This window comes from Pseudomonas sp. 1L-E-NC-VB-C3, assembly GCF_057291535.1.
In genome coordinates, this window is the sequence record NZ_JBXAWD010000001.1 from 702095 (window position 1) to 722524 (window position 20430).

Annotated in this window: 20 protein-coding genes; 8 read left to right on the forward strand and 12 right to left on the reverse strand. The window is 60.9% G+C overall.

Annotated elements, in window-relative coordinates:
* Positions 1-30: 30 nt before the first annotated feature.
* The 3 genes from AC0Z5Z_RS03165 to AC0Z5Z_RS03175 form a co-directional block, all read right to left on the reverse strand.
* On the reverse strand, positions 31-495 hold the full coding sequence (locus AC0Z5Z_RS03165; RefSeq protein WP_016772356.1) for an inhibitor of vertebrate lysozyme family protein: 465 nt from the start codon (positions 493-495) through the stop codon (positions 31-33).
* A 2-nt stretch (positions 496-497) separates the two neighbouring features.
* Positions 498-662: a DUF1328 domain-containing protein gene (locus AC0Z5Z_RS03170; RefSeq protein ID WP_003177151.1), complete on the reverse strand. Its 165-nt coding sequence runs from the start codon at positions 660-662 to the stop codon at positions 498-500.
* A 74-nt stretch (positions 663-736) separates the two neighbouring features.
* The gene (locus AC0Z5Z_RS03175; protein ID WP_024014979.1) at positions 737-1021 is read right to left on the reverse strand and encodes a hypothetical protein; all 285 of its coding nucleotides are present in this window, start codon (positions 1019-1021) and stop codon (positions 737-739) included.
* A 428-nt stretch (positions 1022-1449) separates the two neighbouring features.
* On the opposite strand from AC0Z5Z_RS03175, the gene algB reads away from it, so the two are divergent.
* Both algB and AC0Z5Z_RS03185 read left to right on the forward strand, forming a co-directional pair.
* Entirely contained in the window at positions 1450-2796 is a 1347-nt protein-coding gene (algB, locus tag AC0Z5Z_RS03180) for a sigma-54-dependent response regulator transcription factor AlgB (RefSeq protein WP_024014980.1), read from the forward strand.
* A 10-nt stretch (positions 2797-2806) separates the two neighbouring features.
* On the forward strand, positions 2807-4597 hold the full coding sequence (locus AC0Z5Z_RS03185; RefSeq protein WP_056791205.1) for an ATP-binding protein: 1791 nt from the start codon (positions 2807-2809) through the stop codon (positions 4595-4597).
* On the opposite strand, the gene AC0Z5Z_RS03190 is transcribed toward AC0Z5Z_RS03185, so the two are convergent.
* The 7 genes from AC0Z5Z_RS03190 to AC0Z5Z_RS03220 all read right to left on the reverse strand — a co-directional run bounded on the left by AC0Z5Z_RS03190 (position 4594) and on the right by AC0Z5Z_RS03220 (position 11860).
* Positions 4594-6207 carry an EAL domain-containing protein gene (locus AC0Z5Z_RS03190; protein ID WP_252868539.1) on the reverse strand — a complete coding sequence of 538 codons (1614 nt, stop codon included), beginning with the start codon at positions 6205-6207 and terminating at the stop codon, positions 4594-4596. The genes AC0Z5Z_RS03185 and AC0Z5Z_RS03190 overlap by 4 nt on opposite strands.
* Positions 6208-6282: 75 nt before the next feature.
* Positions 6283-7065, reverse strand: a complete 783-nt coding sequence (locus AC0Z5Z_RS03195) for an N-acetylmuramoyl-L-alanine amidase (protein ID WP_150743221.1) — start codon at positions 7063-7065, stop codon at positions 6283-6285.
* Positions 7066-7166: 101 nt separating this feature from the next.
* Positions 7167-9182 (reverse strand): GGDEF domain-containing protein, encoded by a 2016-nt coding sequence (locus AC0Z5Z_RS03200; protein WP_485610686.1) that lies wholly within the window; start codon positions 9180-9182, stop codon positions 7167-7169.
* Positions 9179-10057 (reverse strand): endonuclease/exonuclease/phosphatase family protein, encoded by an 879-nt coding sequence (locus AC0Z5Z_RS03205; RefSeq protein WP_024014985.1) that lies wholly within the window; start codon positions 10055-10057, stop codon positions 9179-9181. The genes AC0Z5Z_RS03200 and AC0Z5Z_RS03205 overlap by 4 nt, the downstream gene beginning before the upstream one ends.
* 14 nt (positions 10058-10071) lie before the next feature.
* Positions 10072-10713, reverse strand: a complete 642-nt coding sequence (locus tag AC0Z5Z_RS03210) for a thiol:disulfide interchange protein DsbA/DsbL (RefSeq protein ID WP_016772349.1) — start codon at positions 10711-10713, stop codon at positions 10072-10074.
* A 199-nt stretch (positions 10714-10912) separates the two neighbouring features.
* Positions 10913-11524 (reverse strand): c-type cytochrome, encoded by a 612-nt coding sequence (locus AC0Z5Z_RS03215; protein ID WP_122506337.1) that lies wholly within the window; start codon positions 11522-11524, stop codon positions 10913-10915.
* Positions 11525-11554: 30 nt separating this feature from the next.
* Positions 11555-11860 (reverse strand): c-type cytochrome, encoded by a 306-nt coding sequence (locus tag AC0Z5Z_RS03220; protein ID WP_016772347.1) that lies wholly within the window; start codon positions 11858-11860, stop codon positions 11555-11557.
* Between the two features lie 191 nt (positions 11861-12051).
* Here AC0Z5Z_RS03220 and yihA point away from each other — a divergent pair, with 191 nt between their 5' ends.
* Positions 12052-12696, forward strand: a complete 645-nt coding sequence (gene yihA, locus AC0Z5Z_RS03225) for a ribosome biogenesis GTP-binding protein YihA/YsxC (RefSeq protein WP_150637305.1) — start codon at positions 12052-12054, stop codon at positions 12694-12696.
* A gap of 400 nt (positions 12697-13096) precedes the next feature.
* Here yihA and polA read toward each other — a convergent pair whose 3' ends face one another.
* Positions 13097-15901: a DNA polymerase I gene (gene polA, locus AC0Z5Z_RS03230; protein WP_252877188.1), complete on the reverse strand. Its 2805-nt coding sequence runs from the start codon at positions 15899-15901 to the stop codon at positions 13097-13099.
* 74 nt (positions 15902-15975) lie between these two features.
* Here polA and AC0Z5Z_RS03235 point away from each other — a divergent pair, with 74 nt between their 5' ends.
* Both AC0Z5Z_RS03235 and AC0Z5Z_RS03240 read left to right on the forward strand, forming a co-directional pair.
* Complete coding sequence (locus AC0Z5Z_RS03235; RefSeq protein ID WP_041476480.1) at positions 15976-16266, forward strand: DUF2782 domain-containing protein; 291 nt, start codon at positions 15976-15978, stop codon at positions 16264-16266.
* Between the two features lie 55 nt (positions 16267-16321).
* Positions 16322-17275, forward strand: a complete 954-nt coding sequence (locus tag AC0Z5Z_RS03240) for a homoserine kinase (RefSeq protein WP_252877189.1) — start codon at positions 16322-16324, stop codon at positions 17273-17275.
* A 91-nt stretch (positions 17276-17366) separates the two neighbouring features.
* On the opposite strand, the gene AC0Z5Z_RS03245 is transcribed toward AC0Z5Z_RS03240, so the two are convergent.
* Positions 17367-18287 (reverse strand): zinc ABC transporter substrate-binding protein, encoded by a 921-nt coding sequence (locus AC0Z5Z_RS03245; protein WP_252877190.1) that lies wholly within the window; start codon positions 18285-18287, stop codon positions 17367-17369.
* 66 nt (positions 18288-18353) lie between these two features.
* Between AC0Z5Z_RS03245 and AC0Z5Z_RS03250 the strand changes: the two genes are divergently transcribed.
* Genes AC0Z5Z_RS03250 through znuB form a run of 3 tightly spaced genes read left to right on the forward strand, consistent with a single transcriptional unit; the run spans position 18354 to position 20402 of the window.
* Positions 18354-18836, forward strand: a complete 483-nt coding sequence (locus AC0Z5Z_RS03250; protein ID WP_024014990.1) for a Fur family transcriptional regulator — start codon at positions 18354-18356, stop codon at positions 18834-18836.
* Positions 18836-19621, forward strand: coding sequence for a zinc ABC transporter ATP-binding protein ZnuC (znuC, locus tag AC0Z5Z_RS03255; RefSeq protein ID WP_024014991.1), 786 nt, complete (start codon positions 18836-18838; stop codon positions 19619-19621). The genes AC0Z5Z_RS03250 and znuC overlap by 1 nt, the downstream gene beginning before the upstream one ends.
* A complete protein-coding gene (znuB, locus tag AC0Z5Z_RS03260) occupies positions 19614-20402 on the forward strand; it encodes a zinc ABC transporter permease subunit ZnuB (RefSeq protein ID WP_056791234.1) in 789 nt (262 codons plus the stop codon). The genes znuC and znuB overlap by 8 nt, the downstream gene beginning before the upstream one ends.
* Positions 20403-20430 lie beyond the last annotated feature (28 nt).

Genomic DNA, 20430 nt, shown 5'->3' on the forward strand with positions numbered 1-20430 from the left:
TTCGTGTTCGAAACCTTTGCGCGTCCTGCGTCAGTACCACTTCGGATCTTTCTTCAGGGTTTCCATCAGCAGATCCTGCATGCCCTGATCAGGTTTGCCGAAGAAGCGATAAGTCGCGTGTCGCGTCGGCGACTTGTCCTGCGGCAGACCTTCCGGCACATCGACCAGCATGGCGTAGGCGTCATCCTTGTCGAAGCTGAAGGCCACGATCAACCGGTGATTCAGGCACTTGTCCTGACTCTCGCAGAGCGGGCCGACCAGATACTGATCACCATCTTCCGTAACGGCGTGCATCTGTTGCTCGGAAGTGCCGGACAGGTTGATCACCCATTCCGGTACGCGCTCTTCCTTTTTGATCACGCCTTCCCAGGTTTCACGGTACTGCGCGTCGGAGGCGAGCAGTTCGTTGACCCGAGTCTGGCCATCATTGGCCGCCATGGCCATGGCACTGCCGCCCAGAAGCAGGGCGGCGGCCAATGTCTTGAGACCGATCATCGTTAACCTCGGCCGCGACGGCCAAAGAAGAAGGAAGCGATGAACATCACCAGGAACACGACAAAGAGAATCTTGGCGATACCCGTGGCGGTGCCCGCGATACCACCGAAGCCCAGAACGGCGGCGATGATGGCAATGATCAAGAATGTAATTGCCCAGCTCAACATGGTGATTCTCCTTACTTCTCTATTTAGGGGTGTTTCCGGTTTCCGGCGCTACGCGCCCGAATGTATTCACTGACTTAGAAAACCCAGCGCTCTTCCCGTGGCAATTGATCCAGCGGTTGCGCCTGGTCGACATCGATCATGTGCATCGAAGCGTTCTCGGCCTGGCTGCTGCTCACGGCACTGAAGTGCGTCTGAGTGCTGTGCTGCATCGAAATCAATGGCTCGGGTTTACGGCTGTTTTCCCAGCTCATGTACTGCTGGCAGACGATCAGGGTGATCAGCAACGCCAGTACACCGAACAGACCTTGCTGGATCTGCAGTGGCGAAATACGTACTTGGGCGGCGATTGGGCGAGTCATCCTGTGTTCCTCACGCTTGTTCTGTTGGGGCAGTGCTGTTCTGCCCGGGCTGAGTGAGGTATTGCAGCCTGCATGCCAGTTTTTTGATGTCAGAAATTATCAATAAAAACAATAAGTTACGTACTCTTCGGAAATTTCCTGCGACGCATCCTGCACGATGGCTCTTCTGCGGTCGTGCGCAATGCACGATTATTTCGTGGGAAATTTCGATGATATGGAATTGCTACCGGTACGCAGATGTCAGAAGAGGACGCAGGATCTGCCCTGCAAAACGCCGAATGTTTTAAAACTCAACGAAATCAATGAATTGGCCGTTATGGCAGTAGAGAGCTACCCTCCTATGGCTGGTATCGTTCAGAATCAACCATGCAACTTGCCCGATTTTTCCGGGACTAACCCAAGACTAATCACTATGGAGCGTAGGAAAAATGGAATCTGCCACTGAGCAACAAGGCCGCATTCTGCTGGTGGACGATGAATCCGCCATCCTGCGTACGTTTCGTTATTGCCTCGAAGACGAAGGCTATACGGTAGCCACCGCCAATAGCGCGGCCCAAGCCGATGCTTTGCTGCAACGTCAGGTCTTCGACCTGTGCTTCCTCGATTTGCGTCTGGGCGAGGACAACGGTCTCGACGTTCTTGCACAGATGCGCATTCAGGCGCCGTGGATGCGCGTAGTGATCGTCACTGCCCATTCGGCGGTCGACACCGCTGTTGATGCCATCCAGGCTGGCGCCGCCGATTATCTGGTCAAGCCGTGCAGCCCTGATCAACTGCGCTTGGCCACCGCCAAGCAACTGGAAGTGCGCCAGCTCTCCGCGCGCCTTGAAGCGCTGGAAGGCGAGATCCGCAAACCGAAAGACGGTCTTGATTCCCACAGCCCGGCGATGAAAGTCGTGCTGGAAACGGCCCGTCAGGTCGCAAGCACCGACGCCAACATTCTTATCCTTGGCGAGTCCGGCACGGGTAAAGGTGAACTGGCCCGTGCGATCCACGGCTGGAGCAAGCGCGAGAAGAAATCCTGCGTCACTATCAACTGCCCGTCGCTGACTGCCGAGCTGATGGAAAGCGAACTGTTCGGCCATAGTCGTGGCGCGTTTACCGGTGCCAGTGAAAGCACCTTGGGGCGTGTTAATCAGGCTGATGGCGGCACGCTGTTTCTCGACGAGATCGGCGACTTTCCTCTGACGTTGCAACCAAAATTGCTGCGCTTCATCCAGGACAAGGAATACGAGCGGGTCGGCGATCCGGTCACTCGCCGCGCCGATGTGCGCATCCTCGCCGCCACCAACCTCAACCTCGAAGACATGGTCCGCGACGGACGCTTCCGCGAAGACCTGCTCTATCGTCTCAACGTCATCACCCTGCATCTGCCGCCATTGCGCGAGCGCGCCGAAGACATCCTGACCCTTGCCGATCGCTTCCTCGCACGTTTCGTCAAAGAGTACGCGCGTCCGGCGCGGGGCTTCAGCGACGAGGCCCGCGAAGCACTGCTCGGTTATCGCTGGCCGGGCAACATTCGCGAACTGCGCAACGTGGTCGAGCGAGCGAGCATCATCTGCCCGCAGGAACGCGTGGAAATCAGCCACCTGGGCATGGCCGAACAACCGGCCAACAACGCGCCACGGGTCGGCGCGGCGCTGAGCCTGGACGAGCTGGAGAAAGCGCACATCGGCGCGGTTCTGGCCACCGCCGGCACTCTGGATCAAGCGGCGAAAACCCTCGGCATCGACGCCTCGACCCTGTATCGCAAACGCAAGCAGTACAACCTGTGAGCACTGCGCGATGAAACTGGCGATCAAGCTGCGCACGCGCCTGTTCCTGAGCATTTCTGCGTTGATCACCGTGGCCTTGCTCGGGCTCTTGCTCGGGCTGGTCAGCGTGATGCAGATGGCCGGGTCGCAGGAAGCGCTGGTGCGCAGCAACTTTGTCACTCTGGATCTGGGCCTCAAGCTGCGCCAGACCCTCGGTGATCAATTGATCATCATGCTCGCCGAGAAGCCCGACCCCGTCGCGTTCGAAGCGTCCAAGCAGCACTACTTCGAGTTGCTCGACCAAGGCATCGCCCAGCAGCAGGAGGGCGATGGCCAGCCTTACGGTTTCCGCCAGGCCAAGGCCGATTACCTGAACTTCCTCGCCTCATTCGACGTCACCGCCGAAGCGGCAAAGAACGCCAGCACCAGCGCGGATTTCCGCGAGCGCTTCAATATCCTGCGTAATGGGTTGATTGCTGAGCACAAGCACGCGCTGGACAGTATCAATGAGGTGCAGCACGCCGCTCGCGAACGCGCCCTGCTGATAGCCGGGCTGCTTGGCCTGGTCGGGCTGGCAGTGCTGATCATCGGTTTTGTCACGGCGCAGGGCATTGCTCGGCGCTTCGGCGCACCGATCGAAGCGCTGGCCAAGGCTGCCGACAACATCGGCCAGGGCAACTATGACGTGACTCTGCCGATTTCCACGGCCATGGAAGTCAACCTGCTGTCGCGCCGCTTCGGCCTGATGGCCGAGGCGTTGCGCGAACACCAGGCGATGAATGTCGACGAACTGTTGGCCGGTCAGCAGCGCTTGCAAGCGGTGCTCGACAGCATCGACGACGGTTTATTGATGATTGATCGCCAGGGCCAGCTCGAGCACCTCAACCCTGTTGCTCAGCGCCAGTTGGGCTGGGAAGACGATCGACTGGGCCAAGGCTTGGGCACCGCGCTCGGCCGCCCGGAACTGGATGCACAACTGCAATTGGTCCTGCGCGGCGGCACGCTGGAGCGCGCGCCGGAAGATCTGAGTATCGAAGTCGATGGCGAATCGCGCCTGCTGACTTACAGCCTGACGCCGGTCAGTCATACCCAGGGGCATATACTCGGCGCGGTGATGGTGCTGCACGACGTCACCGAGCAACGCGCGTTCGAGCGCGTGCGCAGTGAGTTTGTCTTGCGCGCTTCCCATGAGCTGCGCACGCCGGTCACCGGCATGCACATGGCCTTCGGACTGTTTCGCGAGAGGGCGAAATTCCCGGCTGAATCGCGCGAAGCTGACCTGCTGGATACGGTCAACGAAGAAATGCAGCGGCTGATGCAATTGATCAACGACTTGCTGAATTTCTCGCGCTACCAGAACGGTCTACAGAAACTCACCCTGGCGCCATGTTCCATTGAGGACCTGCTGGAGCAGGCGCAACTGCGCTTTGCCGACGTGGCTGCGGCCAAAGGTGTTGCGCTGAACGTCGAGATTCAAGGCCCGCTGCCGAGGTTGCAGGCTGATCAGGCGCAACTCGATCGCGTCCTCGACAACCTGATCGACAACGCCTTGCGCCACACCGCCCGCGACGGCCAGATCCGTCTGCAGGCGCGCCGCCATGGCGAGCGGGTGATCATCAGCGTCGAAGACAATGGCGAAGGCATTGCCTACGGCCAGCAGGGGCGGATTTTCGAGCCGTTCGTGCAGGTCGGGCGCAAGAAGGGCGGCGCCGGGCTCGGCCTGGCGCTGTGCAAGGAAATCGTCCAGTTGCACGGCGGGCGCATGGGCGTCTACTCGCGGCCTGGGCAGGGCACCCAGTTCTACATGGCGCTGGCCGTTTAAGCCTCGTCGTCCATACGCCGCCCGGCCAGGCGTCGACCTCGGGTGATCAGTTCGATGAATTGCACGGCGCTCAAGGCGTGGGCGAACAGCCAGCCCTGACCGAACTTGACCCCCTCACTGCTGAGCAGCGCTGCCTGGGATTCCAGCTCGATGCCTTCGGCAATCACTTTCAGATCCAGCGCCTGCGCCATGTGAATGATGTGCGGAGCGACGCCGCTGCTCGCCGCGTCATGGCCCAGCGCATCGATGAACGCCTTGTCGATCTTCAGGCAGTCCACCGGCAAAGTCTGCAGATAGGCAAGGCTGCAATAGCCGGTGCCGAAATCATCGATCAGCACCTGATGGCCGACGTCGCGCAAGGCTTGCAGGTTTTCCCGCGCCACCACCACATCAATCAGGCCGCGCTCGGTGACTTCGAAGGCTATCTGCCGCGCGGCGACACGGTGCAGGGCAAGCAGCCGCGCCATGACCTGGCCGATGCGCGGCACCATGACGTCGCAGGCCGCGAGGTTCACCGAGATATACAGCTGCGGATTGGCGCGCAGTAACTGGCCCAGTTGTTCGAGCAGACGCTGCAACACGAAGTCGGTCATCTGCCGGATCTGCCCGGTGTTCTCGGCCATGGGAATGAACAGGTCGGGGCTGGTCAGGGTGCCGTCCGGGCGCCGCCAGCGCAGCAGCGCTTCGGCGCCGACGCAGTGGCGGCTGTCGAGGTCGAAGATCGGCTGATACAGCACCTGCAACTCACCCCGGCGGATCGCACCGTGCAGCTCGGCATCCAGTGACTGGCGCTGACGCACCAGCAGCAAGGTCAGAAAGCCGACAACGGCGCCGGCGATCAGGCACACCGGCAACAGCCACCACCACACAGCCGGGACGTGCATGCCCGTGCGCGGCGTGATCAGCACCAATTGATATTCCGGGTTGTCGGTGGGCATGCGATAGATCAGCCGCGTTTGCGTGACTTGCAGCGCATCACGGCTCTTCGGTGGCCAGGGTTCGGTCGGTGGCCAGGTCTGTGCGGTGCCGAGCACCGGAATCGCGCGAGTGCCGTGATCGAGTACCACCAGCAGGCTGCTGCCGGGCGACAGATCGACCATGTCGGTCAAATGGCCGCGCGAGGTAGCGACACGAAAGTTACCGCGCCCGAGCATCAGTGCCGCGCGGTTTTCATCGGGTTCGGTGGTGGTGTTCAGCCAATAGCTGTAGGTCGGGCCCTGAATGTCCGGCGCGCGCACCAATGACAGACCTTCCTGGCGCGGACGGTTGGAGCAGAATCGCGAAGCGTCCATATATGCCGCTTCATAGACGAAGCGGTAGTTGAAGGTGACTTGCTGCAGAGTCGCGATCATTTCTTCGTCGCAGCCACGCAAGGGCTGGGCTTCAAGATCGTCGAGACTTTCGCGCAACTGGCCGAACAATTGTTCGAGGCGAGCGAGGAAACGCTCGCCCTGGGCGTTCATTTCCTGGCTCTCGCGCACTTCCATCTGGCGTATCGCCGCGAACATACCGCCGGCGATCAACAGGCTGGCGCTGAGGACAGCCGCGATCATCGCCAAAAAAACAGGGCGATAAAACCAGCTACGCAGCGTCTCTCGGGTCGCAGCCATCAAGGATTTTCCGAAGAATTACCATGAGTTATAGCTGCTGATTGCGATTTCGCCCTGACCGTCGGGCGGGCGTCATTATTTTGTCTGATTGAGGACCAGAAGAAGTGCTGCGGTTTGCGCATCCGGCGTCCCGTCGAAGCGAGCAGGGCGGTAATGCATTTGGAACGCTGCGAGGACATGGCGCGTGGCGACGTCCAGCTCGCCGGTCTGCGGTGTGTCGTAACCCAGACGCGCGAGTTGCGCCTGGAACCAGCCGATCTCCGGCAGCGGATTGGTGTTGAACACCGCCTGCTGACGCGCCACCGCTTGCTCGTTCGGCCACAGGCCAAGGCCTTCGGCGGCGAGACGTTTCCACGGAAACAGTGGCCCCGGATCAAGCTTGCGCAGCGGCGCGATGTCGCTGTGACCGATGATGTGCCGCGGGCTGATGCCGTTGCGCTTGCTGATGTCCTTGAGCAGCGTAATAAGCGACTGGATCTGCGCTTCGCTGTACGGATACCACAGGCGCCCGGTCGGGGTGTCCTTGTAGCCGGGATTGACGATTTCGATGCCGATGGAGCTGGAGTTCAACCAGGTGCGGCCCTGCCATTGACTCTCGCCGGCGTGCCAGGCCCGTTGGTTTTCGTCCATCAGCTTGTAGATTGTGGCGTTGTTGTCATCGCCGATCAGGTAATGGCTGCTGACGTCGCCATGGGTCAGCAATTGCAGCGAACGCTCCAGCGACGCCGAGGTGTAATGCACCACGACAAACTGGATGCGGCTGTCGTAATTGGCCGAAGGGTGGCTGGTGTCGTAACGCGGGCCGCTGGCGCAACCAGCGAGGACGAACAGCGAGGCAACAAGGGCAAAGAATTTCATGGCAGAGGACAATACGCAGAAGACAGTAATGCAACAGTGTAACGTACCGGTTTGGCCAGCGTTCGCCAGCGGGCGGAATTAAACAAAATGGAACAATTGCCTTAGCCGAGCTCCACTCGGTTGCGTCCGGCGTTTTTTGCCCGATACAGCGCCTGATCGGCTCTTTTCAACACTAGATCGCTGTGTTCTCCGACCCTGAACGATGCCAGTCCCATGGAAATCGTAATGGTCACTCGCTCGCCCTTGAAATGAAACGGGCAGGCTTCGATCGCCGCGCGCAGGGTTTCCAGCAGCTTTGCGCCAACCGCTGGCGGCGTCGCCGGCAGCAACAGCACAAACTCTTCACCGCCGAAACGGGCGATGAAATCCGAGCCGCGCAGGCGCTTGCGCAGCACAGTGGCGATGATCTTCAGGACTTTGTCGCCCGCCAGGTGGCCGTAGCTGTCGTTGATCCGCTTGAAGTGATCGAGGTCGAGCATGGCCAGGCTAAGGGTGTTGCCGTGCTGCTGCCATTGCTGGATTTCATGCTCCAGGCGTTCGCTCCACGCCGCGCGGTTAGGCAGGCCGGTCAACGGATCGATCAGGGCTTTCTGCCGCTGTTCCTCAAGGTGTTCGCGGAAACCCAAGGCTTCCTGCTCCATATGCGCGACCCGCTCCGACAGGCTCTTCAATCTGGCGGCGACTTCCTGTTCGCGTGCGTCGCGCTGCTTCTGGTGCTGGTCCATCGTTCCCAGCAGGCCTTCCAGATGATTCTCCAGCACATGCTTGAGGTCATCGAGGTCGGCTGCTTGCTGGACGCTGCTCTGCAAGCCGTCGACCTGCTCGCGAATCTGCGTGTCCATGGCCCGCGCCGCCGAGCTGTTGTCGGCATGCCCTTCGCTGGCCGCTTGCAGGTTGCTCTGGAACGCTTCAAGGCGTTCGTTGAGCTGTTGCAGATAGGCTTCGAATTCGTGCTGACCGCTATCGGTAATCGCCAGCATCAAGGTTGCAAGATCGTCGAGGATTGGCAGCAGTTCGTACCAGTTCAACCCGTGTTTGAGCCGTTCGCGCATGGCTTCGGCTTGCGGCCGGTGACGCTCGGGCAGGGTCAGGTCATCGAGCAGGCCGATCAGCGTGTCTTCGATGTGTCTGGCCACGGAGCTGTAGGACGGCTCCGGGGAATCCGGCAGAGCGAAGAGGATGTCGTGTTCCGACTGCTCCGGGTCGATAGCGGCCAATGCTTGAGCGATTGGCTCGGGCAAGGGCAGGCTGTCGAGGAGCAGCGGCGAGGGATCGCCGGGGTGGATCAGTTCATCGGGGTTGAACGCCTCGGTTGCTGGCGCAGCGACGGTCATCTCGGCGTCCGCGGCGGGTTCAACTTGCGCTGGCTCGGCTTCAACGACGACCACAGGCGCAGCGAACGCAACGACTTGCGGCTCATCAGGCGGCGTCTGGGCGGACGTTTCGATGATGGTCTCGGGCGCTGCGATCGCTGGCTCCGCGTTGGCCACCGGTGCCGATTGCGCAGGCTCCGGTTCAGGCTGCTGAGCTTCGACCAGCTGCGGCACTGGTGTTGCTGGTATGTCGGCCGCCGGTGCAACGGTTTCTTCACTGTCGCGACTACCAAACAAACGCTGCAACAACCCCGGCCGACCCGGCTCGGCAGGCGTCTCCAACTGACTCAAGGCCTTGCCCTGCAAGCCACTGAGCTCGCTCAGCAGCAGTGGCATTTCCCGCGCCTGACCGACGCGGCTGTCCAGTTGTTTGGCGAATTTCTTCAGCGGTTGCGCGACTTCGCGCGGCAATGGCAAAGCCTGCAACTGGGTGACCAGCGCGGTCAGCGCGGTGCTGACCTGATCAATGCGGGTCTCACGGCGCTGCTCGGAGTCGAGCACGGCTTTTTCCAGACGCGGCAGCAGGGCGGCGAGGCCGGCGTCCATGTCATCGGTGCGCACCACTTCGCGCATTTCTTTCATGCACTGATCGACAGCCTTGTCGGTGCCTTCGGCCGCCAGCGTGCTGCGCACCAGACCGCGCCGCAGCAGGTCGAGTCGCGCGGCCCAGCGGCGTTCGAGCTTGTCCTGCTGTTCGATGCTCTTGAGGTACTTCTCTTTCCAGCGCTGGGCGTCGTCGCTCATTCACAGGTTCCGCGAGGGGCAGGGCTCAACGCGGGCAATGCGTCGGCCGTGAGCGAACCCGGCAGACGAATTTCCACCGCGACCGGCAGGTGATCGGAAATGGGCTGGGCCAGTACCTCGACCTTTTCCAGGGTCAGGGTCGGGCTGAGCAGAATATGATCAAGGCAACGCTGTGGGCGCCAGCTGGGGAAGGTCGCTTCCACCTGCGGGGCCAGCAGGCCGAGATCGCGTAATGGCGAGTGTTCGAGCAGGTCGCTGGCATGGGTATTCATGTCGCCCATCAGCACCTGATGCTTGTAGCCGCTGATCAAATCACGAATGTAGGCCAGTTGCAGGCTGCGCGTCCGCGCGCCGAGGGCCAGGTGCATCATTACCACCACCAACGCTTCCGGACCTTCGCCGAAGCGCAGCAGGATCGCGCCGCGACCTTTCGGGCCGGGCAGCGGATGATCCTCGATCGCCCACGGCTTCAGGCGACTGAGCACGCCATTGCTGTGCTGGGCCAGTCGACCGAGGTTGCGATTGAGTTGTTGATACCAGTAGGGAAAGGCGCCGAGGTGGGCCAGATGTTCGACCTGATTGACGTAGCCCGAACGCAGGCTGCCGCCATCGGCTTCCTGCAGCGCGACCAGATCGAAGTCGCCGAGCAGGTCACCGATCTTCTGTAGATTGCCGGAACGCCCGGTGTGCGGCAGCAGATGCTGCCAGCTGCGGGTCAGGTAATGCCGATAGCGCTCGGTGCTGATGCCGACCTGAATGTTGAAACTGAGCAAGCGCAGACGCTGGTCTGCGGGCAGGCCCGTAGACGCCAGGTGATGCTCGTTGACCTGCGGATCATGCAGGCCAACGATGCGTTCGGACTTCCAGCGGCGCATGGCGAATGCCGCGCTTAGTTGGCAGCAGCCTTGTTCGCCGCTCGCTCTTTGGCGACCAGATCGTCAGCCAGCTTCAATGCTTGCTCGGCACCACCGGCAGAGCCGATGTCGAAGCGGTATTTACCATTGACGATCATGGTTGGCACGCCAGTAATTTCGTACTTCTTCGCCAGCTCACGGGCCTTGACGATCTGGCCTTTGATAGCGAACGAGTCGAAAGTGGCGAGGAACTTGTCCTTGTCCACGCCTTGAGTGGCGAGGAAGTCAGCCATGTCGTTCTTGTCGGTGAGCTTCTTGTGTTCTTTCTGGATCGCGTTGAACACGGCGTTGTGTACCTGATGCTCGACACCCATGGCTTCCAGAGTCAGGAACATCTGGCCGTGAGCGTCCCATGGGCCGCCGAACATGGCGGGAATGCGCACGAAGTTGACGTCGGACGGCAATTTTTCAACCCATGGATTGATCACTGGCTCAAAAGCGTAGCAATGCGGGCAGCCGTACCAGAACAGCTCGACCACTTCGATCTTGCCAGGCTTTGCAACCGGCACCGGATTGGCCAGTTCGACATAAGGGGCGGCAGGGGCTTCAGCGGCCTGGGCGGTGACGCCGAACAGGCTGGCAGCGACGAGGGCGGCGCTGATGATCAGATTACGCATGCTTTACTCCTGAACAATTTGGGTCGCCTCGCTCGACCTGTTGCGACACAGATCCTGGCGGGCATGAGTGCTGTAGTGTAACGGCAGCGGCCACAAAAAAGGGCGGCCAAAGCCACCCTTTTTATACTTGCTGCGAAGGATTAATCGAGCGTTAACGTGGCCGGCGCTGCGCGCCTCGTTCAGCCCTCGATTCAGGGCCTCAGTGCAGGCCCTGGATGTAGCTGGAAACCGCAGCGATGTCTTCATCGCTCAGCTTGCGCGCGATGGTGCGCATGGTCATCGCGTCGCCGTCGTTGGCGCGACCGCCTTCTTCCTTGCGGAAATCGGTCAGCTGCTTGGCGATGTATTGCGCATGCTGGCCACCCAGATGGGGGAAGCCTGCTGCAGCATTGCCGGCGCCGTTCGGCGAATGGCAGCCGGTGCAGGCTGGCAGGCCTTTTTCCAGGTTGCCGCCACGGAACAGCGCTTCACCGCGAGCGACGATCTTCGGATCGGCGGCGCCGACGCTGCCTTTCTGGCTGGCGAAGTACGCAGCGATGTCGGCCAGATCCTGGTCATTCAGGTTGGTCAGCAGCCCGGTCATTTCCAGCACCACGCGCTTGCCCGACTTGATGTCGTGCAATTGCTTGTCGAGGTAGCGTTCACCTTGACCGGCCAGTTTCGGAAAGTTTGGCGCCATGCTGTTGCCGTCCGGGCCATGGCAGGCTCCGCACACGGCAGCTTTGGCCTGGCCTGCTGCGGCATCGCCGGCAGCATGGGCGACACCTGAAATTCCCACGGTCAACAGCAGACTCACGATCAATTTGTTCATCAGCTAATCCAACTACGGCTAAGGGTTAAGTTATGGACCGGGCTTACTCTCGCTCATCCAAAGGATGATGGCCTGGTAATCCTCGGCACTGCAGTCCATGCACAAACCACGCGGCGGCATCGCCTTGAAACCCTGGGTCACGTGTTGCACCAGCGTCCCCATACCTTTCGCCAACCTCGGCGTCCAAGCTTCCTGATCGCCTCTTGCGGGCGCCATGGGTAGTTGGCCGGAATGACAGGCACCACAAACACGGTTGTACACAGCTTCCGGATCCTGTGTAGCCTGTGCGCTGTAAAGCGGCATCAAGACTCCGGCAGCCAGCAGCCATTTCGTCATAAAACGACCTTTTCAGGGTTGAGAGCGTTCTGCGTTCTAATGCGCAATCAAAGTCTGTCGCTCTCGTGAACTTCATCCTTCGCTGGGACAAAGCACACACAAAATCTGCGGCATTATATACTGGCGTCACTGAAACGGAAGCGACACCGCGTTCCGCGCCCAATCCCGGCGCCGCCCACATCGGAAATCCCATGCAACTCAAGAATCCCATCCTCGGCCTGTGCCAACAGTCCACGTTCATGCTCAGTGCCGCCAAAGTCGATCAATGCCCTGACGACGAAGGCTTCGAAGTGGCGTTTGCCGGTCGTTCCAACGCCGGCAAGTCCAGCGCGCTGAACACCCTGACCCACGCCAGCCTGGCGCGCACCTCGAAAACTCCGGGCCGCACACAGCTGTTGAACTTCTTCAAGCTAGACGAAGATCGCCGTCTGGTCGACCTGCCGGGCTACGGTTATGCAAAAGTGCCGATCCCGCTCAAGCAACACTGGCAGCGCCACCTCGAGGCTTACCTCGGTGGTCGGGAGAGTTTGAAAGGTCTGATTCTGATGATGGACATCCGCCATCCGATGACCGACTTCGACCTGCTGATGCTCGACTGGGCCGTCGCCGCTGGCATGCCGATGCACATCCTGCTGACCAAAGCCGACAAACTCACCTACGGCGCAGCCAAGAACACCCTGCTGAAAGTACAGTCGGAAATCCGCAAAGGCTGGGGCGACTCGATCACCATCCAACTGTTCTCGGCACCAAAACGCATGGGCCTGGAAGAGGCCTACACCGTATTGGCCGACTGGATGGAACTGGCAGACAAAAACACCGAGGCGGCAGCCGAGTAAGACAATTTCAAAACTGACTGTGGTGCTGTCAGGCAAGGCGAAAGCACCGCTAAAAAGCGGAGTTTAGGGTACCTAAATGAGCATTTTTAGCGGTGCTTTTAACGCAGCATGACGGCATCACAGCCAGTTTTGGGGCAAAAAAAGCCCCGGACTTCATTGGGGAGGGAGAAGTTCCGGGGTTTAAGTTCCGAACCGCTAGGGCGGGGTTCAGATATCTGCCAACACTTAACACAACATAGGAGCATCGAAGGGCTTCACCAGCCATTCAGTATCTCTGAGTGTTCGGTCGACAGATTAGTTCAGATTTTTTTCAAAAAGCTTTGGAATAGCCTCAGCATTTATCGTTCTAAGCCGGTTTACGGGACTTGCCGCGACGTCGCGTCGCGGCACCTTTACAAACTCAGTGCGCCTCATCCCAGTTGTTGCCCACGCCAACTTCCACCAGCAGCGGCACATCCAGTTTCGCCGCTTCGCTCATGTGCGTACGAATTTCGGCACTGACCTGCTCGACCAGATCCTCGCGAACCTCCAGCACCAGTTCGTCGTGCACTTGCAGGATGACCCGGGCATCCAGCCCCGACGTGGCCAGCCAGTTATCCACAGCCACCATCGCTTTCTTGATGATGTCCGCTGCCGTGCCCTGCATCGGCGCGTTGATCGCTGTGCGTTCTGCAGCGGCGCGTTCCTGCGGCTTGTTCGAGTTGATCTCCGGCAAGTACAGGCGACGACCGAAGAAAGTTTCGACGTAACCCTGATCCGCCGCTTGCGCGCGGGTACGCTCCATGTATTCGCGCACGCCTGGATAACGGGCGAAGTAGGTGTCGATGTAAGCCTTGGCGGTCTTGGTGTCGACGCCGATGTCCTTGCCGAGCTTCTGCGCGCCCATGCCGTAGATCAGACCGAAGTTGATCGCCTTGGCGCTGCGGCGCTGGTCCGAGGTCACTTGATCAAGCTCGACCTTGAATACTTCGGCAGCGGTTGCAGTGTGCACGTCGAGATTGTTGCGAAAGGCGTTCATCAGGCCTTCGTCGCGGGACAGGTGGGCCATGATCCGCAGTTCGATCTGCGAATAGTCCGCCGCCAGCAGTTTGTAACCCTTCGGTGCGACGAACGCCTGACGAATGCGTCGGCCTTCGGCGGTGCGCACCGGAATGTTCTGCAGGTTCGGATCACTGGAAGACAGGCGCCCGGTCGAAGCCACGGCCTGATGATACGAGGTGTGGATGCGCCCGGTGCGCGGGTTGATCTGTTCGGGCAGGCGATCGGTGTAGGTGCTTTTCAGCTTGCTCATCGAACGGTGCTCCATCAGCACCTTCGGCAAGCGGTGATCGTCTTCGGCGAGTTTCGCCAGCACTTCTTCAGCGGTGGACGGCTGGCCCTTGGCGGTTTTCTTCAGCACCGGCAGGCCGAGCTTTTCATAGAGAATCACGCCCAGCTGCTTCGGCGAGCCGAGGTTGAATTCCTCCCCGGCAATTTCGAAGGCTTCACGCTCCAGCGCGACCATTTTGTTGCCCAGCTCAATGCTCTGAATGCCGAGCAGTTCGGCATCGACGAACGCGCCCTGGCGTTCGATGCGCGCCAATACCGGTACCAGTGGGATTTCGATGTCGGTCAAGACGCTGGCCAGGCTCGGAATCGCGCTGAGCTTGTCGAACAGGATCTGGTGCAGGCGCAGAGTGATGTCGGCGTCTTCGGCGGCATACGGCCCGGCCTGTTCCAGAGCGATCTGGTCGAAGGTCAGTTGCTTGGCACCTTTGCCGGCGATGTCCTGGAAGCTCACCGTGGTGTGGTCAAGGTACTTCTGGGCGAGGCTGTCCATGTCGTGACGGGTCGCGGTGGAATTGAGTACGTAGGACTCGAGCATGGTGTCGAAGGCGATGCCGCGCACGCTGATGCCTTCACTCTGATCGCCGCCAATGGCGCAGTTGGCCAGAATGTTCATGTCGAACTTGGCGTGCTGGCCAACCTTGAGTTTGCTCGGGTCTTCCAGAATCGGCTTGAGTGCGCGCAGCACGGTGTCGCGATCCAGCTGCTCCGGCACGCCGATGTAGGAGTGGGTCAGCGGGATGTACGCAGCTTCGTTGGCCTGTACGGCGAACGACAGACCGACCAGTTGCGCTCGCTGCGCGTCGATGCCGGTGGTTTCGGTGTCGAAGGCGATCAGCTTGGCGTTGCGCAGTTTTTCCAGCCAGACGTCGAAGCGAGCCTGATCGAGGATGGTTTCGTAGGCGGCTTCGGCAGGGGCAGCAGGTGCCTCGGCTTGCGGGGCGCTGAACAGATCATGGGCGAGCGCAGGTTCGGCCGCCGCGCTCAGTTCCAGACGCTTGGCATGGCGATCCAGATCATTGAGCCAGCTCTTGAATTCCAGCAGGGTGTACAGCTCGTAGAGTTTGGCCGGATCTTCCTGGCCCATCTGCAGATCATCGAGGCCGATATCCAGCGGCACGTCGACCTTGATAGTCGCCAGTTGATAGGACAGGAAAGCCATTTCCTTGTGCTCTTCGAGCTTGGCCGGCAGGGTTTTTGCGCCACGGATCGGCAGGGTCGGCACGATGTCGAGGTTGGCGTACAGCTCGGTCAGACCGCCGTTGACGCCGACCAACAGGCCGGACGCCGTCTTCGGGCCGATGCCCGGAACGCCCGGAATGTTGTCGGAGGAATCGCCCATCAGTGCCAGATAATCGATGATCTGCTCCGGTGCGACGCCGAATTTCTCCTTCACGCCCTCCACATCCATCGAGCTACCGGACATGGTGTTGACCAAGGTAATGTGGCCGTCGACCAGTTGCGCCATGTCCTTGTCACCGGTGGAGATGATCACCGGGCGATCGGCCGCCGCACTGCTGCGGGCGAGGGTGCCGATCACGTCGTCGGCCTCGACGCCGTCGACGCACAGCAGCGGGAAGCCGAGGGCGATCACACTCTGGTGCAGCGGCTCGATCTGCACGCGCATGTCATCGGGCATGCTCGGCCGGTTGGCCTTGTATTCGGCGTACATCTCGTCACGAAATGTTCCGCCCTTGGCGTCGAACACCACGGCGAAGGGGCTGTCCGGGTACTGCTTGCGCAGACTCTTGAGCATGTTCAGCACGCCTTTGACCGCACCGGTCGGCAGGCCTTTGGACGTGGTCAGTGGTGGCAGTGCATGAAAGGCGCGGTACAGGTAAGACGAACCGTCCACCAGGACGAGGGGGGCTTGGCTCATGAGCAGGATCAACCTTTTCGGCGGGTCCGGCGCTAGAATAGCGGGACCGTTGACGACAAAGGGACAAGGTTATCATGCGTACGTTAAATCGCTTGCTGCTGGTCGGGTTGATCGCTGTCTCACCACTGGCCGCGATTGCGGCGGATGATGCGCCGGGCGGCGACCCCGAGGTCACCATCCGCACGGAGGGCGACAAGACTATTCAGGAGTACCGTCAGAACGGTTTCCTGTATGCGATCAAGGTCACGCCGAAGGGCGCGCCGCCGTACTTTCTGGTGCGCGCCGACGGAACGGATGCCAACTTCATCCGCTCGGACCAGCCGGATATGCTGATCCCGTCATGGAAGATCTTCGAATGGAAGTAGGTTTTTAATTCACTTGTGGCGCCGCCGTTGCGGCGCCCGTACTGGCAGTCAAGACATGTCTGTGTTCACTCCCCTGGCTCGGCCCGAGCTGGAAACCTTTCTCGCCCCTTACGGGCTCGGCCGCCTGCTCGATTTCCAGGGGATCGCCGCCGGCAGCGAAAACACCAATTTCTTCATCAGTCTGGAGCAGGGCGAGTTTGTCCTGACCCTGGTCGAACGCGGCCCGGTGCAGGAGATGCCGTTCTTCATCGACCTGCTCGACGTGCTGCACGAAGCCGAACTGCCGGTGCCTTACGCCCTGCGCACCACCGACGGCTTGGCCCTGCGTGAGCTCAAAGGCAAACCGGCGCTGCTGCAACCGCGTCTGTCGGGCAAGCACATCAAGGTCGCCAACGCCCAGCATTGCGCGCAGGTCGGCGAGTTGCAGGCGCATCTGCATCTGGCAACCCAGGGCGAGCGCATGATCAAGCGCAAGACCGATCGCGGCCTGGACTGGATGCTGGAGGAGGGCACTGAATTTCTCTCGCACCTGAGCGATGAGCCGCGTGCCTTGCTGCAAAAGGCGCTGGATGAGATCACCGAGCGCAAAGAGAAGATTCTTGCGCTACCTCGCGCCAATATTCACGCCGATCTGTTCCGCGACAACGCCATGTTCGAAGGCACCCATCTGACCGGGTTGATCGACTTCTACAACGCCTGCTCGGGGCCGATGCTGTACGACGTGGCGATCGCGTTGAATGACTGGTGTTCGGACGAGGAGGGCGTGATCGATGGCCCGCGCGCCCGGGCATTCCTCGGTGCCTACGCGGCGCTGCGCCCGTTCACGGCGGCGGAGGCTGAGCTCTGGCCAACGATGTTGCGTGTGGCTTGTGTGCGGTTCTGGCTGTCACGCCTGATCGCCGCCGAGCAGTTCGCCGGGCAGGACGTGTTGATTCACGATCCGCAGGAATTCGAGCAGCGCCTGGCGCAGCGGCAGCAGGTGCACACACCGTTGCCTTTCGCCCTTTAAGATCAAAAGATCGCAGCCTTCGGCAGCTCCTACAAGGGATTGATGTACACCCTGTAGGAACTGCCGAAGGCTGCGATCTTTTTCTATGGGGTTACAGAGATTCCAGGCATCCCGCCAAATCATTGCCCAACTTTTCCAGCACCTGCTCATAGCCCTGAGCCGTCGCCGGGGTGTACCCGCCCAACGCATCCAGTTCCGCCAGCTTCACCGGCAGGCCAGCCACCAGTGTTTCTGCCAGGCGCGGACGCAACGGCGGCTCGCTGAACACACAGGTCTTGCCCACTTCCTGCAAGCGCTTGCGCATCGCCGCCACATGCTGGGCGCCGGGCTGTACTTCGGCGGCCACCGCGAACACCCCGGCGTGCTTCAGGCCGTAAGCGTCTTCGAAATAATCAAACGCCTCATGAAACACGAAGTACGGCTTGCCTTCGACATTGGCCAGACGCTTCTTCAAGCGCTGATCCAGCGCATCCAGACGTTCATCGAAGGCTTTGGCATTGCTCTGATAGCGCTGGGCATTGGCCGGGTCGGCGGCGCTGAGGTCGGCGGCCATTTTGTCAGCGATCACCCGCGCGTTGGCCGGTGACAACCACAGGTGTGCGTCCAGCGAGCCGGGGCGATGGTCGTGATCATGCTCATCGGCCTCTTCGGCGTGGGAATGGTTGTCCGCGCCGAAATGCCGCAGCTTGAGCCCCGGCAGATCCTGCACGGCGACGCTCGGCAGGCTGCGACCGCCGAGTACGCGCGGCAGGAAACCTTCCATGTCCGGGCCGATCCAGTAGAGCAGATCGACTGACTGCACCTTCCGTACGTCGGATGGGCGCAGGGCGTAATTGTGTGGGGAGGCACCCGGCGGCAGCAGCACCTCGGGAATCGCCACGCCGTCCTGCACGGCAGCGGCAATCAGCTGCAACGGTTTGATACTGGTGAGCACTTTGACCTCGGCCTGGGCCGTACCGATCAGCAGAAAACTGGCAACACAAGCCACAAAAACAGAAAAAAGTCGGGACACGATGACCACTCAAGGAAGCGAGAACGGGTAACATAATAACGTCTCCAGCAAATCTCGTCGCCGCTCATGCCTATTACACCGATTGCCAGCCGTCCCCACGACCACTCCCATTGCGTGCACAGCGCTCTGTCCGAGGCCGATACCTTGTGCGCGCAGAAAGGTTTGCGTCTGACTGCCCTGCGCCGCCGCGTGCTGGAACTGGTCTGGCAAAGCCACAAGCCGCTGGGAGCCTACGACATCCTCGCGGTGCTCAGCGAGCAGGACGGCCGCCGCGCCGCGCCGCCTACCGTGTACCGCGCACTGGATTTCCTGCTCGAAAACGGCCTGGTCCATCGCATCTCGTCGCTCAACGCCTTCGTTGGCTGCGTGCATCCTGAACACGCGCATCAAGGCCAGTTCCTGATCTGCCGCGAGTGCCACGCCGCCATCGAACTTGAGCAAAAAGTGATCAGCGACGCGATCATCAGCAGCGCCAAAGATGTCGGTTTCATCGTCGAAGCGCAGACGGTCGAAGTGGTTGGTCTGTGCGCCGGTTGCCAGGGGGCCTGATGAGCAACGCGCTGATCCGTCTGGAGCAGGTCGCCGTCACGTTTGCCGGGCAGACCGTGCTGGACAACATCGAGCTGAGCGTCGAGCCGGGGCAGATCGTCACCCTGATCGGCCCCAATGGCGCCGGCAAGACCACGCTGGTACGCGCCGTGCTCGGGCTGTTGAAGCCGAACAGTGGCAGCGTCTGGCGCAAGCCGAAATTGCGCGTCGGTTACATGCCGCAGAAACTGCATGTCGACCCGACGCTGCCGCTGTCAGTGCTGCGCTTCCTGCGCCTGGTGCCTGGCGTCGATCGTTCGCGTGCCTTGGCCGCGTTGAAGGAAGTTGGCGCCGAACACGTGATCGACAGCCCGGTGCAGAGCGTTTCCGGCGGCGAAATGCAGCGTGTGCTGCTGGCTCGGGCACTGCTGCGTGAGCCGGAACTGTTGGTGCTGGATGAACCGGTGCAGGGCGTCGACGTGGCCGGGCAGGCCGAGCTGTACAGCCTGATCACCCGTCTGCGTGACCGCCACGGTTGCGGCGTGCTGATGGTGTCCCACGATTTGCATCTGGTGATGAGCACTACCGATCAGGTGGTCTGCCTCAATCGTCACGTCTGCTGCTCCGGGCATCCCGAGCAGGTCAGCGGCGATCCGGCATTTGTCGAGTTGTTCGGCAAGAACGCGCCGAGTCTGGCGATCTATCACCACCATCACGACCACGCCCACGACCTGCACGGTTCGGTGGTCAAAGGCCCGCTCGGCGGGCAACCTCATGTTCATGGAGACGGCTGCAAGCATGGCTGATTTTCTTTTGTATGCCCTGCTTGCAGGTCTGGCCCTGGCGCTGGTGGCCGGACCGCTCGGCTCATTTGTGGTGTGGCGGCGCATGGCCTATTTCGGCGATACCCTGTCCCACGCCGCATTGCTCGGCGTGGCACTGGGCTTTTTGCTGGACGTCAGCCCGACCGTGGCGGTGACGGTCGGTTGCCTGCTGCTGGCGGTGCTCTTGGTGACGCTGCAACAGCGTCAGCCACTGGCGTCCGACACACTATTGGGAATTCTTGCACCGAGCACGCTCTCTCTCGGCCTGGTGGTACTAAGCTTCATGCATGAAGTGCGGATCGACCTGATGGCCTATCTGTTCGGCGACTTGCTGGCGATCAGTCCGAGCGATCTTGCGTGGATTCTCGGTGGCACCGCGGCGGTGCTGTTGTTGCTGGTGACGCTGTGGCGACCGCTGCTGGCGGTCACCGTGCACGAAGAACTGGCGCGGGTCGAAGGCCTGCCGGTTGCGGGTTTGCGCTTGGCGCTGATGCTGTTGATCGCGGTGGTGATCGCCGTGGCGATGAAAATCGTCGGGGTGTTGCTGATTACATCGCTACTGATCATCCCGGCGGCTGCGGCACAGCGTCACGCCCGTTCGCCGGAGCAGATGGCCTTGGGCGCGAGCCTGCTGGGCATGCTCGCGGTGTGCGGCGGGCTGGCGTTGTCGTGGTTCAAGGACACTCCGGCGGGGCCGTCTATCGTTGTGACGGCAGCCGCGCTGTTTCTGTTGAGTTTTGTTCTGCCCCGTCGTGGGGTGTAGACTTGGCCGCTTTTTGCGCAATTAGAGA